The 16808-nt window shown below is 69.1% G+C and carries 12 protein-coding genes; 3 read left to right on the top strand and 9 right to left on the bottom strand.

The window, feature by feature from the left end; genetic code table 11:
- Positions 1-38: 38 nt before the first annotated feature.
- Entirely contained in the window at positions 39-938 is a 900-nt protein-coding gene (locus tag AC069I_RS35525; RefSeq protein WP_478233340.1) for a class I fructose-bisphosphate aldolase, read from the top strand.
- A gap of 120 nt (positions 939-1058) precedes the next feature.
- Here AC069I_RS35525 and AC069I_RS35520 read toward each other — a convergent pair whose 3' ends face one another.
- On the bottom strand, positions 1059-3749 hold the full coding sequence (locus AC069I_RS35520; protein WP_478267344.1) for a cation-translocating P-type ATPase: 2691 nt from the start codon (positions 3747-3749) through the stop codon (positions 1059-1061).
- Complete coding sequence (locus AC069I_RS35515; RefSeq protein ID WP_478267343.1) at positions 3746-4630, bottom strand: universal stress protein; 885 nt, start codon at positions 4628-4630, stop codon at positions 3746-3748. The genes AC069I_RS35520 and AC069I_RS35515 overlap by 4 nt, the downstream gene beginning before the upstream one ends.
- 253 nt (positions 4631-4883) lie before the next feature.
- Here AC069I_RS35515 and AC069I_RS35510 point away from each other — a divergent pair, with 253 nt between their 5' ends.
- Entirely contained in the window at positions 4884-6080 is a 1197-nt protein-coding gene (locus tag AC069I_RS35510; RefSeq protein WP_478233344.1) for a globin domain-containing protein, read from the top strand.
- A 178-nt stretch (positions 6081-6258) separates the two neighbouring features.
- Here the strand turns inward: AC069I_RS35510 and AC069I_RS35505 are convergent, their stop codons facing one another.
- From AC069I_RS35505 to AC069I_RS35475, 7 genes are all read right to left on the bottom strand, one after another.
- Positions 6259-6696 (bottom strand): CBS domain-containing protein, encoded by a 438-nt coding sequence (locus AC069I_RS35505; protein WP_478267342.1) that lies wholly within the window; start codon positions 6694-6696, stop codon positions 6259-6261.
- Positions 6697-7135: 439 nt separating this feature from the next.
- On the bottom strand, positions 7136-7876 hold the full coding sequence (gene narI, locus AC069I_RS35500) for a respiratory nitrate reductase subunit gamma (RefSeq protein ID WP_478267341.1): 741 nt from the start codon (positions 7874-7876) through the stop codon (positions 7136-7138).
- Entirely contained in the window at positions 7873-8592 is a 720-nt protein-coding gene (narJ, locus tag AC069I_RS35495; RefSeq protein ID WP_478267340.1) for a nitrate reductase molybdenum cofactor assembly chaperone, read from the bottom strand. Before narJ ends, narI begins: the two co-directional genes overlap by 4 nt.
- The gene (narH, locus tag AC069I_RS35490) at positions 8589-10214 is read right to left on the bottom strand and encodes a nitrate reductase subunit beta (protein ID WP_478267339.1); all 1626 of its coding nucleotides are present in this window, start codon (positions 10212-10214) and stop codon (positions 8589-8591) included. The genes narJ and narH overlap by 4 nt, the downstream gene beginning before the upstream one ends.
- A 1-nt stretch (position 10215) precedes the next feature.
- Positions 10216-13917: a nitrate reductase subunit alpha gene (locus AC069I_RS35485; protein ID WP_478267338.1), complete on the bottom strand. Its 3702-nt coding sequence runs from the start codon at positions 13915-13917 to the stop codon at positions 10216-10218.
- Between the two features lie 155 nt (positions 13918-14072).
- A complete protein-coding gene (locus tag AC069I_RS35480; RefSeq protein WP_478224489.1) occupies positions 14073-14276 on the bottom strand; it encodes a hypothetical protein in 204 nt (67 codons plus the stop codon).
- Positions 14222-15115 (bottom strand): hypothetical protein, encoded by an 894-nt coding sequence (locus AC069I_RS35475; protein WP_478267337.1) that lies wholly within the window; start codon positions 15113-15115, stop codon positions 14222-14224. The genes AC069I_RS35480 and AC069I_RS35475 overlap by 55 nt, the downstream gene beginning before the upstream one ends.
- A gap of 181 nt (positions 15116-15296) precedes the next feature.
- Here AC069I_RS35475 and AC069I_RS35470 point away from each other — a divergent pair, with 181 nt between their 5' ends.
- The gene (locus AC069I_RS35470) at positions 15297-16532 is read left to right on the top strand and encodes an MFS transporter (RefSeq protein WP_478267336.1); all 1236 of its coding nucleotides are present in this window, start codon (positions 15297-15299) and stop codon (positions 16530-16532) included.
- The last annotated feature ends 276 nt before the right edge of the window (positions 16533-16808 follow it).

Genomic DNA, 16808 nt, shown 5'->3' with positions numbered 1-16808 from the left:
GTGGTCGGTGAATCCGCCCGTCCGACCGGAGGTGCACCATGCCGACCCGACCCGTACTGCGAGAACTCGGCCTCAACACAGGGAAGAAGGCCAGGCTGCGCCGTATCCTGTTCCGGCACGGGCTGTGCAACGGGACCGCGTTCTTCCTGCCGTACGACCAAGGCCTCGAGCACGGGCCGCGTGACTTCTTCGCGAACCCGGCGGCGAGCGACCCTCGCTTCATCGTCAAACTCGCCGTCGAAGGCGGGTTCAACGGGATCGTCACGCAGATCGGGCTCGCCGAGAAGTTCTACTGGGACTACGCGGGTGAGGTCCCGCTGGTGCTGAAGCTCAACGGCAAGACCGACATCCCGGCCGACGAGCGGGCGCTCTCCCCGGTCAACGCGACGGTGGAGGACGCCGTGCGGCTCGGCGCGGACGCCGTCGGTTACACCTTGTATGTCGGGACTCCCGCGCAGGAGGCGGATTTCGAGCAGTACCGGCGTGTCCGGGAGGATGCTCACCGCCTCGGCATGCCGCTGATCGTCTGGGCATACCCGCGCGGTGCCGCCATCGAGGCCAAAGGCGGCAAGGATTCCTTCTACGCCGTCGACTACGCGGCTCGGACGGCTTCCGAGCTCGGCGCGGACGTGGTGAAGGTGAACTTTCCGCATCCGGAGAAGCGTGCGGCGGTGCCGTCGTCCTATGACGAGGAGTTCACCACTCAGCAGGCCATCGACGCCGTCGTGCGGTCCGCCAACAGGACGCTGGTGCTGGTCTCCGGCGGAGCGAAGCTGGGCGACGAAGCCATGTTGGAGAAGGCGCACGAGTCGATGGACGCCGGCGCCACCGGACTGATCTTCGGCCGCAACGTCTGGCAGCGAGAACATGACGAATCCCTGCGGTTCGTCGCCGCGCTTCGTGAGATCCTGGCCAAGTACCCCGGAGAAAGCGAGTGATCGCGCCCGGTCGGTTCCGCTTGCGTGCCCTCCGAGGCTTGACGAAGAGCTGAAGGCATTCGGCGCCGGTTTTCCGGCCCGGCGGCAGGTCGATTGCCTCGACGGGGTTTCTTGCGCGGATCATCGCCGGGCCGGCCGTCGGCGTGACACCGCTTTGCGCAGTTCCTCGGCCCACAGGACGGAAGACGCGATCGCGGTGGCGACGAGCCAGTCGAGGGCGGTCAAGGCTGTCGTGCCGAACAGGGATTGCGCGGCGGGCAGGTACACGGCGCAGACCTGCAGGGCGAGCACCGAACCCAGCGCGGCCCAGAGCCGCCTGTTGCGGAACAAGAGCCCTCCGAACGCCGAGGAGTGTTCGTCGCGGACGTTGAGGATGTTGAAAAGCTGGAACACCACGAAGGTGACGAAGGCGAGGGTGTGCGCCACTTCGATGCCGCGGTCCAAGCCGTGTGCGAACGCGTAGAGGGTCCCGGCCACCATCACGAGTCCGGACAACAGGATCCGCGCCAGGCGGCCCGCACTGAGGATCTGCGCTCCCGGGCGTCGTGGCGGCTCCTCCATGACGGATCGCCGCGGTGGTTCCAGACCGAGCGCCAATGCGGGGGGACCGTCGGCGATCACGTTGACCCACAACAACATCAGCGGTGTCAGAACGCTGGTTCCGGTACTGAACAACAGGGAGCCGATCACCATGGTGAGGATCGCGGCGACATTGGTGCCGACCTGGAAGCGGACGAACTTGACGATGTTGTCGTAGATGGTGCGGCCGGCGCGGACGGCCCGGACGATGGTCGCGAAATTGTCGTCGGTGAGGATCATCGCGGCGGCTTCCTTGGACACGTCGGAGCCGGTGATCCCCATGGCCACCCCGATGTGGGCGGCTTTGAGCGCCGGCGCGTCGTTCACGCCGTCACCGGTCATGGCGACGACCTCACCTCGCCGCTTGAGCGTGTCGACGATGCGGATCTTGTGCTCCGGCGCCACCCGCGCGAACACGCCGGTAGTGGTCGCCGCCTGTTCGAGGGCATGGTCGTCGAGCCGGTCGATGTCCGGTCCCGACATGCCGTCGCCCCCGATGCCGACCGCGCGGGCGATGGAGGTAGCGGTGGCCAGGTGATCACCGGTGATCATCTTGACGTCGATTCCGGCGGCATGGCATTCGGCGACCGCGGTGCGGGCTTCCGGTCGTGCTGGATCGAGCAGGCCGATCAGCCCGGTCAGGACCAGTCGGCGCGGCAGCGCGGGCGCCCCGGCGTCCATGTCGCCGTGGGCGACAGCCAGGACGCGCTGACCTCGTCCGGCGAGATGATCGAGTTCCGCCAGCACCCGGCGGCGTGCGTCGTCGTCGAGCGGGACGTCACCGTGTTCCCGGCGCACATGGGTGGCCAGGTGGAGCAGGACGTCCGCGGCGCCCTTCACGTGCGCACGGATCGCGGGCCCGTGACGATGGAACGTCGCCATGTACTTCAAAGCGGAGTCGAAGGGGATCTCGGAGACGCGGGGAGTGGCGCCGCGCAGCGCCATGACGTCCAATCCCGCCTTGCCCGCCAGGGTCACCAGCGCGCCCTCGGTCGGATCGCCGACAAGAGCGGCGTCCTGGACCACCGCGTCGTTGCACAGCACCGCGCTGGTCAGCAGCTCACCGAGATCGGGGACTTCACCGCCGTCTTCGGCGGTGATCGCGCCTTCGAAGCCGTAGCCCTCACCCGACACCAGGTAACGGCGTCCGGCATACCACAGCGAACGCGCGGTCATCTGGTTCAGCGTGAGTGTGCCGGTCTTGTCGGTACAGATGACCGTCGTCGCGCCCAGGGTTTCCACGGCGGGGAGCCGTTTGACGATCGCGCGCTGACGCGCCATCCGCCGCATTCCCAGTGCCAGTGTCACCGTGACGACGGCGGGCAGCCCCTCCGGGATGGCGGCCACGCCGAGCGCGACGGCCAGCGTGATCACCTCACCGATACCGCCGCCGGCCGCGAATTGCAGGACCGCCACGAGGAGGACCGCCACCCCGGCGAGGCAGGCCAGGCGGACACCGAGCTTGTCCAGCTGCCGCTGCAGCGGGGTCCGTGTCGAATCGGTGCGTTCCAGCAGCCCGGCCACCTTGCCGATCTCCGTGCGCATGCCGGTGCCCGTGACCAGCAGCTCGCCACGGCCCCTCGTGACGATGCTCGTCATATGGGCCATGGACGTCCGATCGGGCAGCGCCATCTCGCCCTGCCGCGGCGCCGCGGATTTGGGGACGGGGGCGGATTCGCCGGTCAAACCGGATTCATCGGTTTCCAGGTTCACTGTCGACAGCACCCGGCCGTCCGCCGGCACCCGGTCACCGGCGTCCACCAGGACGACGTCACCCGGCACGAGCTCGGCCGCGGGCACCTCGGTCACCCTGCCGTCGCGGCGGACCCGGGCCGACGGGCTGAGCAGGCTCTTCAGCGCGGCGACCGCGCGATCCGCCCTTCGTTCCTGCACGAAACCCAGGACACCGTTCAGGCCGAGGACCAGTCCGATGACGAGCGCTTCCCGATACGACCGCTCCACCACGCCCGCCAACGCGGCCGCCACCACGAGCACGAGGTTCAGCGGGCCGGCCACCTGTGCCACCAGTACCCGCCACCACGGCCTGCTCGGCGCCTCGGCGAGCCGGTTGGGCCCGGTCACCTCGAGCCGGTCGCTCGCGTCCGAGGAGTCCAGACCACGCCCCGGATCGACGTCGAGGCGAGACGCCAGCTCTCCGGTCTCCAAGCACCACGGATCGGAGACGTCCGGCACCTGGCGTGTCCCGCGTCCGGTCAGCGGCGCGGCTTTCACTGCCGAGCGGGCGGGACGACGGCCACCGGAGAGGCGGCGTGGTGGATCAGCGCCTGGCTGGTGGAGCCCAGGAGCAGCCCGCGGAAACCACCTCGGCCTCGGGAACCGACAACGACGAGTTGGGCGTTCTCGGAGTGTTCGAGCAACGTGTGCGCCGGCCGGTCGCGAACGACGATGCCTTGAACGGGCACGTCGGGGGACTTGCTCCGGTAGGCGTCGAGCTGCCGTTCCACCAGCCGCGCCTCCGCCGCCCGGATGACCTCCCAGTCCAGCGCGGACCCGAACTCCCAGGCGTTGCTCACGGCGAAGTCCGACCACGCGCGCACGGCGACCAGACGCGTACCGCGCGCCGCGGCGGCGTCGAAGGCGAAAGCCAAAGCCGCGTCACTCGTCGGCGAGCCGTCCACACCGACGACGACCGGTGCGTCCTGCGGCCGATCCGTTCCCCGGACGACGATGTCCGGGCAGTGTCCGTGGGTCGCCACCGCGACCGCGATCGAGCCGACCAGCAGCCCGGTGAACCCACCCAGGCCACGAGAGCCCAGCACGATCAACTCCGCCGAGGCCGAGCGCCCGATGAGGTGCTCCGCCGCGGCTCCGCCGCGCAGCTCGGTGGTCACGTCGACCTCGGGGGCCGCATCCCTGGCCGCCTCCGCCGCCGCCGCGAGTACTTCCCGTCCTTGTTCGATCAGCGCGTCGGCGTAGGGCCTCGGCAACTCGACCCCGGGCGGCATCTGTACCGGGATCAGCATGCAGGCATGCGTGATCGACAACGGCGCCTTCCGCCTTGCCGCTTCGGCCGCGGCCCAGCGCGCCGCCTGGAGGGCCGAAGAAGAGCCGTCCACACCCACCACTACCGGTCGCACGTCTGGTGCGGTCATCGTGTCCTCGAATCGGGAGAGTAAGTCTCGCCCCCATGGGCGGTGCTGATCACGTCATCCACCCTGCCGTTCCCCGGGTTCCGGTCCCAGTGCCATCGGCCGAGTTTCGTAGGGACCAAGGTCCCCGGCCGAGTACGCCGAAGATCCCTTGGTGCCGCACCCCGTTCCCGGCAGGATCGGGGAAAGAGACCGGTCGTGGCCGCATCGGCGCCTTCGAGAGGCCTGGTCCTATTCCCCGAAGAAGGAGAATTCCTTGCTGTCCCCAGCATCCGCCGCGGTTGTTCGTGTCACCTTGCCCGTCGTGCGCGCGCACGCCGTGGAAATCACCGGTGAGTTCTACTCGTCGATGTTCGCCGCGCATCCGGAACTGCTCGACCTGTTCAACCAGGGCAACCAGGCCGACGGCCGTCAGAAGCTCGCGCTGGCGTCGGCTGTCGCCGGCTTCGCCGAGTATCTGCTCGCCGAGGACGGCGACGACGCCGCGCCGTTCGAGCGAGTCGCCGAGCGGATCGCGCACAAGCACGTGTCGCTGGGCATCCGGGCCGAGCAGTACCCGCTCGTCGGTCATCATCTGCTCACCGCCGTCGGCACGGTCCTCGGTGCCGCGGTAACCCCTGAGGTCTCCGCGGCGTGGCACGAGGTCTACTGGCTGCTCGCCTGTCGGCTGATCGCCGCCGAAGCCCGCCTCTACGAACGTGGTGACCTCGATCCCGCCGCCCTCTGGCGCCGCTGGCGCGTGGCCAAGCGCCTCGACGAGGCCGTCGACGCGGTGTCGTTCACCCTGGTGCCCGATGACGGCGCGGCCGTCCCGGACTTCCTGCCCGGCCAATACGTTTCGGTCGCCGTCGACCTGCCCGACGGCCGTCGCCAGCCTCGCCAGTACTCCTTGTCACACGGTCCGGGAAGGGGCTCGCTGCGGATCACCGTCCGCCGGGTTCGCGGCCGCGACAGCGCCCCGGACGGCGCGGTGTCCAACCACCTGCACGACCGCGTGACCGAAGACGACACCCTGCTTCTCGGGCCACCCGCGGGCGAGACGACCCTCGACACCGGTGACGGACCGGTGCTCCTGGTAAGCGCCGGCATCGGGATCACCCCGATGGCCGCCATGCTGGATCACCTCGCCCGCACCCAGCCGACGCGGCGGATCGTCCTCGCCCACGCCGATCGCTCACCCGCTCACCACGCGCTTCGCCGCGAATGTGCCCAGACCGCGAAGGGGTTGGGCGAGGCCGAGGAGTTGTACTGGTACGAGAACGGCCACGACGACAGCTCGCGGCCCGGTCTCATGGACGTCGACGCGCTCCCGTTGCATCCGGGCACCACCGCCTACCTGTGTGGCCCCTTGCCGTTCATGCACGGGATCCGCACCGGACTGATCCGGCGCGGCCTGCCCGCCGAGCGCGTTCACTACGAGGTGTTCGGCCCCGGAATGCTCGAACGGGGCTGACGCCCGTGTGCGGTACATGAAGGCCCTCTTTCTTGCGCCAGACGCAAGGAAGAGGGCCTTCATGTACTTGTCGAGGACAAGGGCGAACCTGGCGTGTCCCTGGGACTGGCTTCGCGGCATGGCAACAGTGGCGGTTCGGGAACACTGGACCGCGCCCACCCCCACGACACCCGTCGGCCTACTCCAGCCGAGATGAGCGTTCCGAGGCACGGGCGGAGACGTCGGCGTCGCTGCAAAATCCGGCCAGACGGCGTTTGAGACAGAGCAGGCCAACGATGGCCCCGTCGTGATCGACCACGGCGAGGCGCCGCTGTCCGCGTGCCAAGAGGAGCAGGCGTGCCTGTTCGGCGGGCACGTCCACGGTGACCGTCCGGCCCGACATCCGCGAGTGGGGCAGAGCGAGGTCGGCACCGTCCAGATCCGCGGGCAGGTCGGTGCGGAGGAGGGCGCCGATGAGACGTCCGTACTCCGTGAGCAGGAGCATGTGGACGTGGTCGTCGGCGAAGCAGGCCCGGGCCTGATCGACGGAGATGTCCACTGGTGACGTCTTGGGTCGCCGCACCAGCACGTCGCCGACGGTCTTGCCGATCAGCCCGGGTTGAGCGGGAGCGGGCACGGTATGTCCTCCTTACTTGAGGGGTAAGACAAACGTGGCGTGACCGAGCCTCTGCGGTGAAAGACCCCTTCGCTGGCCTGGTCGTGGGTCGGGTTGGTCGTGAGTGGCGTGGTTCCGGACTGGCCGACAGGAGTCAGCCGCGCTCTTCATTGTCCACAAGGGACGCTTTTCGGCGACGAAATGCCTGTTTCAAGGCCATATGCCCGATTCGGCGAGGGGGTCGTGAGTGGCAAGTAGGGTTCTAACCCTCTTTGCCACTCACGACCCCCTCGGCAACCGCACAAATCGCTCGACTCTGGCACTGATATCTCGAAAAAAGTCCCTTATGGACAGTCGGGAAAGTGTCTCTTCGGCAAGTCCCGCTCCCACCTGTACCGATCCTCAAGGAGAATCGGGGCTCACTGGCGAGTCCGCTGCCACTCACGAGCCCGTCCAGGCCTCATTGCCGGGTGTCGTGCAGGGCTCGATCCCGCACGTCGGCCGGTGTCGGGGCAGGAGTCACGGGCTTCCCCCGGCGGCCGCGGTAGACGACGTAGGGGCGCCACAGGTAGGCCAGCGGCGCCGACCACACGTGGACCAGCCGCGTGAAGGGCCACAGCGCGAGGAAAAGGAATCCGCCGATCGCGTGCAGCTGATAGACGAGCGGCGCGCCGGTCATCAGGTGCGGTTCGGGAGAGAACCAGAAGACGCCGCGGAACCAGACGGCGATCGTCTCGCGGTAGTCGTAACCCTCGCCGAGGAGATTGGTCCCGACCGTGGCGGTCATCCCGAGTACCACCATCGCGGCCAGCGCGACGTAGAGCGCCTTGTCCATCGTCGTGGTGACCCGGCGGACGCGGCGGTTGACGAAGCGGCGGGCGATCAGTAACGCGAGGCCGGCCACGAGCATGACACCGGTGACGGTGCCGCCCCAGACTGCGGTGGCGTGGTAGAAGTGCTCGGAGATCCCGATCTTCGCCGTCACCGAAGCGGGCACCAGCAGGCCCATGGCGTGACCGGCGATGACACCGAACGCTCCGAGGTGGAACAACGGTGAGCCCAGCCGCAGGATGCGGCTCTCCAGCAGTTGGCTGGTATGGCTGGTCCAGCCGAACTGGTCGTGGCGCCACCGCCACACGTGACCGAGGAGGAACACCGCCAGGCAGGCGTAGGGGACGACGATCCAGACGAACGTGCTCACGGGGCACTCTCCATCGAACGGTTGTTGAAGGGGTGCGCGTGGGCACACGCTTCGGTACTGAGATCGGGACCGAAGCCGATGGTGGCGACATCGGTGCCGTACGGCGCGAGCCCGACCGATTCCACGGGAGGGCCGTCTTCGGCGAGCGCGCGGATCGTGTCCCGGTCGGCCTCGGTCAGTGGCGGCAACGCGGCGACGACCGCCTCGAGCACGTGCCGGTAGGGCGATCCGCATTCGTCCAAAGTGGAGCGCAGGAGCTCCAGTCCCCGGCGGTGCTGGCGCAGCGGCGCCTCGCCGTCGCCCGGGCCGGCGACCGCGGCGAACTCGAGTACCACCGGCAGCAGATCGGGCAGCTCGCCAGGGGTCAGGCGCAGGCCGTGGGCGCGGTAGCGCTGTTTGAGGGTGAGCAGGGCGATGCCGCGCTTACGGGTGTCGCCGTGCAGGTAGTAGGTCAGGTACAGCCCCGAGCGCCGACGCAGGTCGAACGTGCGGACGTAGTGGGTCTCGACCTGGAGGGAGTCGGTGGTCAGGAACCAGTCGAGGAACGCGGTGAGTTGTTCCCGAACCTCGTCGTGGGTGATCTCGCCGACGGCGGCGGACAGTTCCTTCCCGGCCCCGATCAGTGCGGCGTCGGGGTAGGTGAGCAGCGCCGAGGCGAGTTCGAACAGCCGGGTCCGGTCGGTACCATCCACAAAGGACTGTTCGGGCGCGGTCATGAGCGGCCTCCGGCGGGATCGATGGTCAGGCCGAGCCTGCCGTCGCCGCGGCGCGCGAACAGGCTCCGGCGGCCCGGGCGGACCTGCCGGTCTTCGGTCACGAGGTGGAACCGCTCGGCGGTCGCGGCCGGTTCGGTCATCCCGGGGCCGCCGGTGCAGTCCAGCGAACAGTCCGAAGTGGACGCCTCCTGTGCTTCGAGCGCGGCGGCGTCCTTGGCGTAGGCGGCGGGGATGACGTAGCGCTCGTCGTACTTGGCGATCGCGAGCAGCCGGTACATCGCCTCGATCTCTTTGCCGGACATGCCGACGGCCTCGCAGAGTTCCTCGGCGACGGTGCCGTCGAGGGTGCGGGCGCGCATGTAGGAACGCATCGCGGCGAGCTTCATCAGCACGCCCGCCACCGCGTCGGCGTCGCCCGCGGTGAACAGTTCGGCGAGGTATTCCACGGGGATCCGCAGATCACGGATGGTGTGGAAGACGTCGTCGGCGTCGGTGTCGTCGCGCCCTGCGGCGTTGACGGCGTCCAGCACGGGGGAGAGCGGCGGGACGTACCAGACCATCGGCAGGGTGCGGTATTCCGGGTGCAGCGGCAAAGCGATCTTGTACTCGCTGATCAGCTTCCACACCGGCGAGGCCTGTGCGGCGAGCACCCACTCCTCGGGCAGGCCCGCCTCGGTCGCCATACGCACCGTCTCGGGATCGTGCGGGTCGAGAAACACCGCTCGTTGCGCGGCCAGCAGCTCCCGCTCGTCTTCCACGGAGGTGGCGGCGAGCACCGCGTCCTCGTCGTAGAAGACCAGGCCCAGATAGCGCAGCCTGCCGACGCAGGTCTCCGAACAGATGGTGGGCTGGCCGGCTTCGATGCGCGGGAAGCAGAAGGTGCACTTCTCGGCCTTGCCGGTGGCGTGATTGACGTAGACCTTCTTGTAGGGACAGGCGCTCACGCACATGCGCCAACCGCGGCAGCGGTCCTGGTCGACCAGGACGATGCCGTCCTCCTCGCGTTTGTACATCGCGCCCGACGGGCAGGCCGAGACGCAGGCGGGGTTGAGACAGTGCTCGCAGATCCGCGGCAGGTGGAACATGAAGGTCTTCTCGAACTCGAACCGCACCCGTGCCGCCGCGTCGGGGTCCATCGCGGTGATGTTGGGATCGGTACCGGCGCGCTCGTGGGCGCCGCCGAGGCTGTCTTCCCAGTTCGCGCCCCATTCGAGGCTCATCGGTTCCCCGGTGAGGGCCGACCTCGGTTGCTTGACCGGGGTGTCGGTGAGCCCGGCGGGCGCGGTGACGAGGACGTCCTTGTCGAAGGTCGCGGGCTCGTAGTAGTCCTCGAGCGTCGGCAGGTCGGGGTTGGCGAAGATGCGCGAAAGCCGCTTCGCACGGCCGCCGGAGCGCAGGACCAGCCGTCCCTTCTTGTCGAGCTTCCAGCCGCCCTTCCAGCGTTCCTGATCCTCGTAGTGCTTGGGGTAACCGATACCGGGTTTGGTCTCGACGTTGTTGAACCAGACGTACTCGGTGCCTTCGCGGTTGGTCCAAGTCTGTTTGCAGGTCACCGAGCAGGTGTGACAGCCGATGCACTTGTCGAGGTTCATCACCATCGCGACCTGGGCGCGGATGCGCATGTCAGTACTCCACTTCCTGGCCGCGGCGGCGGATCACGGTGATCTCGTCGCGCTGGCTGCCGATGGGGCCGTAGTAGTTGAAGGCGTAGGTCAGCTGGGCGTGGCCGCCCGCGAGATGGGTCGGCTTGATGAGCAGCCGGGTCATCGAGTTGTGGTAGCCGCCGCGCTTTCCCTTGCCCTTGCCGCTTTTCTCGGTCTTCGGGACGTTCACGGTGCGTTCGGGGGAGTGATACTGGAACACCGTGCCCTCGGGCATCCGGTGGCTGACGACGGCGCGGGCCACGATCACGCCGTTGCGGTTGACGGCCTCGACCCAGTCGTTGTCGGCGACACCGATCTTGGCGGCGTCCTCGACACTCATCCAGATCACCGGACCACCGCGGGAGAGCGCGAGCATGAGTTCGTTGTCGTGGTACATCGAGTGGATCGACCACTTCGCGTGCGGAGTGAGAAACCGGACGGTCACGCCGCCGTCGGCGAGTTCGCCGGGCTTTCCGAAGTGCCGGGCCATGTTCAACGGCGGCCGGTAGCCGGGCAGATGCTCGCCCAGTTCGGCGACCCAGTCGTGCTCGACGAAGAAGTGCTGCCTGCCGGTGAGAGTGTGCCACGGCTTGCGCCGTTCGACATTGATGGTGAACGGCGAGTACCGGCGCCCGCCCTTTTCCGAGCCGGACCACTCCGGGCTGGTGAACACCGGCTGCGGCGCCTCCTGAGTGGACGCGTACGTGACGTGATCGGTTTCGTGGCCCTCGATCAGGTCGGTGAACTGGTGACCGGTCCGCTTTTCCAGTTGCTGGAAGCCTTCGTGGGCAACGCGGCCGTTGGTCGTGCCGGACAGCGCGAGGATCGCCTCGCACATCCGGTCCGCTGTGGACAGTGACGGACGGCCGGCGAACGGGCCGTCGGGCACGACGCCGTTCTGGTGGCGCAGGTACTCCAGCTCGGTGGTGACGTCGACGGTGATGCCCTTGGTCGTGGTGCCGAGCTTGTCCAGCAACGGGCCGACGGCACGCATCTTCGCGCCGATGAGCGTGTAGTCACGTTCGATCTCGACCAGCTTCGGCATCGTCACGCCCGGCACCGGTTCGCACTCGCCGCGCTTCCAGTCCCGGACCCGGCCGGACGGCGTCGCGAGCTCGTCGGGCGTGTCGTGCTGCAGCGGCGCGGCGAGCACGTCGCGGCGGGTACCGAGGTGGGTGACCGCCAGCTCGCTGACCTTGTCGGCGATGGAGAGGAAGGCGTCGTAGTCGGTGTGCACCTCACCCGGCGGGGCGACGGCGGGTGAGAACGCGTGCACGAACGGGTGCATGTCGGTGGTGGAGATGTCGTGCTTCTCGTACCAGGTGGCGGCGGGCAGGACGACGTCGGAATGCAGGCCGGTGTTGGTCATCCGGAAGTCGATCGCGGTGAGCAGGTCGAGCTTGCCGGTGGGCGCTTCGTCCCGCCACACCACGTCACGGGGACGCTCCTCGGGACCGCACTCGTCGGCCGACGCCAGCGAATCCACGCCGAGCAGGTGCTTCATGAAGAACTCGTTGCCCTTGCCGGAGGAGCCGAGCAGGTTCGCCCGCCACAAGGTCAGGCAGCGGGGGAAGTTGGCGGGGTCGTCCGGGTCGTCGGCGACGGCCTTGAGCCGCCCCGCGCGCAGCTCGGAAACGATGTGCTCGCTCGTGCTCACGCCCGCGGCCGCGGCCTCGTCGGTGAGGTCGAGCGGGTTGCGGTCGAACGCCGGATGGCCCGGCGACCAGCCCATGCGCTGAGCTGCCGCGACGGTGTCGGCGAACGCCATACCCGCCAGCCGTCCCTGTCCCAGCGGCGAAGCGAGCTCGTCGGCGGGCACCTTCTCGTAGCGCCACTGGTCGGTGTGCAGGTACCAGAACGGGGTGCTCGCCTGGTGCCGCATCGGTCGCTGCCAGTCGAAGGCGAAGCTCATGTGCTGTTGCCCGGTGATCGGCCGCGCCTTCTCTTGGCCGACGTAGTGCGCCCAGCCGCCGCCGTTGACGCCCTGGCAGCCGGTGAGCGTGACCAGCGCGATGAAGGCGCGATAGGTCATGTCCGAGTGGAACCACTGGTTCGCGCCCGCGCCGAGCGCGATCAGGGAACGGCCGCGGCTGCGCTCGGCGTTGCGGGCGAACTCGCGCCCGATCTTGGCCGCCATCGCCGCGGGAACACCGGTGAGCCGCTCCTGCCACGCGGGCGTGTGCGGGGCGTCGGCGTCGTCGTACCCGGTCGGCCATTCGCCGGGCAGGTCGCCGCGACGGACGCCGTACTGGGCCATGATGAGGTCGAAGACGCCGGTGACGAGGTGGTCGCCCACGCGCTTGACCGGAACACCGCGGCGCATGGTGGCGCCGCCCTCGGTCTCGCCGATGTCGAACCGGGCGAGGTCCACGGGAACCTGTCCGGTGGCGTGATCGAGCACGCCGAGCGCGGGCACGACGTCGCCGAGGTCGAGGTTCCACCGGCCTTCGCCCTCAGGGCCGTAGCGGAATCCCAGCGACCCACCCGGCACCACCGGGGCACCGGACGCGTCGTCGAGCAGAACGGTCTTGTGTCGCGCGCCAGGATCATCGTCGCCGAGGTCCGCGGCGGTGAGGAACCGGTCCGCGACATAGACGCCCGGTTCCCGTTCGCGAAGCGTCACCAGGAAGGGCAGGTCGGTGCAGGACCGCACGTAGTCGGTGAAGTAGGGGACCTGGCGGTCGCGGAAGAACTCGGTGAGCATCACGTGGCCCATGGCCATCGCCAGCGCACCGTCGGTGCCGGGCCGAGGGGCGAGCCAGTCGTCGGCGAACTTGACGTTGTCGGCGTAGTCGGGGCTGACGGCGACGACCTTGGTGCCGCGGTAGCGGGCCTCGGCGAGGAAGTGGGCGTCCGGGGTGCGGGTGACCGGGATGTTGGAGCCCCACATGACCAGGTAGGTGGAGTTCCACCAGTCGCCGGCCTCGGGGACGTCGGTCTGGTCGCCCCACACCTGGGGCGAGGCGATCGGCAGATCGGCGTACCAGTCGTAGAACGACAGCAGCGTGCCGCCCAGCAACGCGTGGTAGCGGGTGCCCGCCGCGAAGGACGCCATGGACATCGCCGGGATCGGTGAGAACCCGACGACACGATCGGGCCCGTAGGCCTTGGTGGTGTACACATGCGCGGCGGCGACCAAGGTGGTCACCTCGTCCCACGACGCGCGCACGAACCCGCCGCGACCGCGCTGTCCTTTGTAGACGGCTGCCTTGCGCGGGTCCTCGACGATGTCGGCCCAGGCTTCGACCGGATCGCCGAACCGCCGCAGCCCCGCCCGGAACATCGTGATCAGCGAGCCCCGTACGTAGGGGTGCCGGACTCGGGAAGGCGAGTACTCATACCAGGAAAAAGACGCCCCGCGCGGACAACCCCGGGGTTCGTAGTCCGGGCTGTCCGGGCCAGTGGTCGGGTAGTCGGTCGCCTGGTGCTCCCAGGTGATCAGCTCGTCCTTGACGAATACGTTCCACGAGCACGAACCGGTGCAGTTGACGCCATGGGTCGACCGCACGACCCGGTCGTAGCTCCATCGGTCGCGGTAGAACGACTCCCAGGCACCGGAATCGACCTGGTGGAGGGTCCGGCCGTGGTCACCGACCGTCTCCTTGGTCAGGAAACGACGGGCACCGAGCAGCGGCCCGTGGCCGGGAACGTGGTCGTTCGCAGGGGCAGGATGGGAAGACACGGGGACGCGGCTCCTTCGAGTGATCCGGACACCGGGACCGAGGCGGGTGACCGGTAAGGCATCACCTATGTTCGGCGAGAGCGGCCCGCCGATCACCAGGCGAACGTCCCGCACGGAGGGACCTTCGGTCCCGTCCTGCCGGGCCATCCGGCGGGCTACTGTTCGACCAGGCCGGTGGCGAGCAGGATCACGCCGAGCGAGCCGACGAGCGCGGTGATGGACGCGGCTCGTGCGGCGGCGGGCCGTCGCTTGGCCTGCGCGATGCCGTGCACGGTCGCCGCGGCCATGACCAGGGTGAACAGGATCAGCTTCGCGGCCAGGACGCGGCCGTCCAGCCGATGGCGGCGGCCGGCATCCAAGCCGCCGGACCTCGCGGACGGCGGGTGCCGAGCGCACGAACGAGCGGGATCATCGCAACAGTGACACCGGCGGCGTAGCACGCGAGACCGGCGAGGGTCAGCCATTGGCTCGCCGCGAGAATGCCGCCCACGGTGAGGACCAGTCCCACCGCCAGCACCGGGAGCGCGCGACGCGCCGCCGAAGCGGTGCCGTCGGCGATCCGGGTGCCGAGCGTGGTCGGCCACAGGGTGAACAGGGTGCCCAGCACCGCGAATCCCACCCAGCCCAACAAAGTCAGGTGGACGTGCGCACCCCACAGGCGCGAGTACCAGATCGGGGTCGCGGCCCCGGTGCCGAGCGCCGCACCCGTGACGGCGCCGGCCAGTAGCGCGACGCTCGCCGAGGCGTAGAAGCCGATGAGGTGGCCGAACCGGCGCTGAAGCGCCTTTCGGTAGGTACGCACCAGGAAAACGGTGTGCACGGCGGCGATCACGCAGACGCCCGCGGCACCGGCACCGGTCACCACGGACACGTCCGTGGTGACTCCGGCGAGCACGGTGACCACGAAAAGGTTCAGTGCCATCAGTCCGGCCGCCACCCGTCGGACGGGTGAGGCCGGTGCGCGGCACAGCGTCACCACGAAGTGTTCGGACCAGATCAAGATGGCGTTGGTGACCGCACCCAGCAGCAGGGCGTGCAGCGCGACCCAGCCCGGCAAGCCGAGCACTTGGTGCGCGGCCGACAGCACGACGGCGACGGCCAGCCAGCCCAGCACCACCGCGTTGGCCCACACGAACAACGGCCCTCGCGGGCGCGCCGCGGTCGGTGGCGCGAGGTCGGTCCGAGGTGTTTCGTCCACGCCGTCGAGGAAAGCCGGACGGCGATTCCGCCGAAAGGGACGTTCGGCCCGCGAGGACGGGACCGTCGATCTCTGTCGATCCGCCGGTTCGGTTCGCATCCTTGAGCTGTCCACTACTTACGACGAGAACGTCCGAGGCGACATGACGACGCACGGGACAACGCCGGGTACGGATCCGGCCATGGGCAACAAGGACGAGAACGACGGCGGACCACCGGCCGGCCGGCGGATGCTCATGCTGGCGATCGCGACCGTGGGTTTCGCGGTGAACTTCTGGGCGTGGGCGTTGCTGAGCCCACTCGGCCCACTGTTCAAAGAGGACCTCGGGCTGAGCGCGTTCCAGCAGGCGCTGCTGGTCGCCGTCCCGGTCGTGGTCGGCTCGGTCGGGCGGATCCCCGTTGGTGCGTTGACCGACCGGTACGGCGGACGCGTGATGTTCCCGCTGGTCTCGGCGGCGACGATCGTGCCGGTGCTCTTCCTCGGCCTGGTGGGGGATACCTCGCTGGCGGCCCTGCTGGTCGGCGGATTCTTCCTCGGCATCGGCGGTACCGCGTTCGCCGTGGGGGTGCCGTTCGTCAACGCCTGGTTCCCGCCACAGCGACGTGGACTGGCGATCGGCGTGTTCGGGGCGGGCATGGGCGGTACCGCGATCAGTGCCTTGACCACCGTGCCGCTCGTGGACGCCGGCGGAGCGGCGACACCGTTCGTGCTCACCGCCGTCGTACTGGCCCTCTACGCCGTCACCGCGTTCCTGCTGCTGCGGGACGCACCAGGCCGGACGGTGCCGACCGAGTCCGCCCTCCGCCGCTTGGCCGACACGGCTCGCCTGCCCATCACGTGGCAGGCATCGGCGCTGTACGCGGTCGCCTTCGGTGGCTACGTGGCGTTTTCCGTCTATCTGCCCGCTTATCTGAAGGCTGCCTATGGGCTTACGCAGGCCGACGCTGCCAACCGGATGGCCGGCTTCGTGCTCTTGGCCGTGCTGATGCGCCCCGTGGGCGGGTGGCTGTCCGACCGTATCGGACCGGTGCGGGTCTTGGCCGGAGTCTTCGCGGTGGTCACCGCCGCGGCCGCGGTCACGGCGTTCACCCCGGCCCTGATGCCGGTAGGCACGATCACCTTCCTGTCCATGGCCGCCGCGCTCGGCGCCGGCAGTGGCGCGGTCTTCGCGCTCGTCGCGCTGCTGGCACCGGGGAACAAGGTCGGTTCGGTCACCGGGATCGTCGGCGCAGCAGGTGGTCTGGGCGGATTCGTGCCGCCACTGGTGATGGGCGCCCTGTACGGCGCGTTAGGCTCGTACGCACTGGGCCTGGCCGCTCTGGCCGCTGTCGCCGCCGCCGCGTTGGCCTTCACCGCGACCGCCGTGCGTGGTGCGATCGCCGAGCGTGAGGCCGAGCAGTTCGAGTCGTGTGGCTGACAGAACGGGCACGAACTCGTGCCCTCGGCGCTCCGGGGTCCGATGTCAGTGCCTCGCCGACACCCATCCCGGCCAAGGGAGCCAGGGCACGGCGTCCTCTGCGGTGCAGCCAGATCACTCCGCCAAGTCAACGGCGAAAGTCATGCTCCGGCACTGCCACCCGGGAGAGCCGCGGGGCGCTGTCGCAAGGCCCGAGCACGGTCCAGTACGGGGGCTTCGCTCCGCATCGCGAAGGCACCACACTGATTCCCGCTCGCCACCGCAGAGGACTATCAG

The sequence above is a fragment of the Amycolatopsis sp. NPDC043885 genome (assembly GCF_056435685.1).
Note: the sequence above shows the minus strand (reverse complement) of the source record. Positions and strands in the feature narration are given on the sequence as shown.

Excerpts from the sequence above, each read along its gene's own strand:
- AC069I_RS35525 (WP_478233340.1), top strand. The coding sequence starts at position 39 with ATGCCGACCCGACCCGTACTGCGAGAACTCGGCCTCAACACAGGGAAG.
- AC069I_RS35515 (WP_478267343.1), bottom strand. The coding sequence starts at position 4,630 with ATGACCGCACCAGACGTGCGACCGGTAGTGGTGGGTGTGGACGGCTCT.
- narJ (WP_478267340.1), bottom strand. The coding sequence starts at position 8,592 with ATGACCGCGCCCGAACAGTCCTTTGTGGATGGTACCGACCGGACCCGG.
- narH (WP_478267339.1), bottom strand. The coding sequence starts at position 10,214 with ATGCGCATCCGCGCCCAGGTCGCGATGGTGATGAACCTCGACAAGTGC.
- AC069I_RS35470 (WP_478267336.1), top strand. The coding sequence starts at position 15,297 with ATGGGCAACAAGGACGAGAACGACGGCGGACCACCGGCCGGCCGGCGG.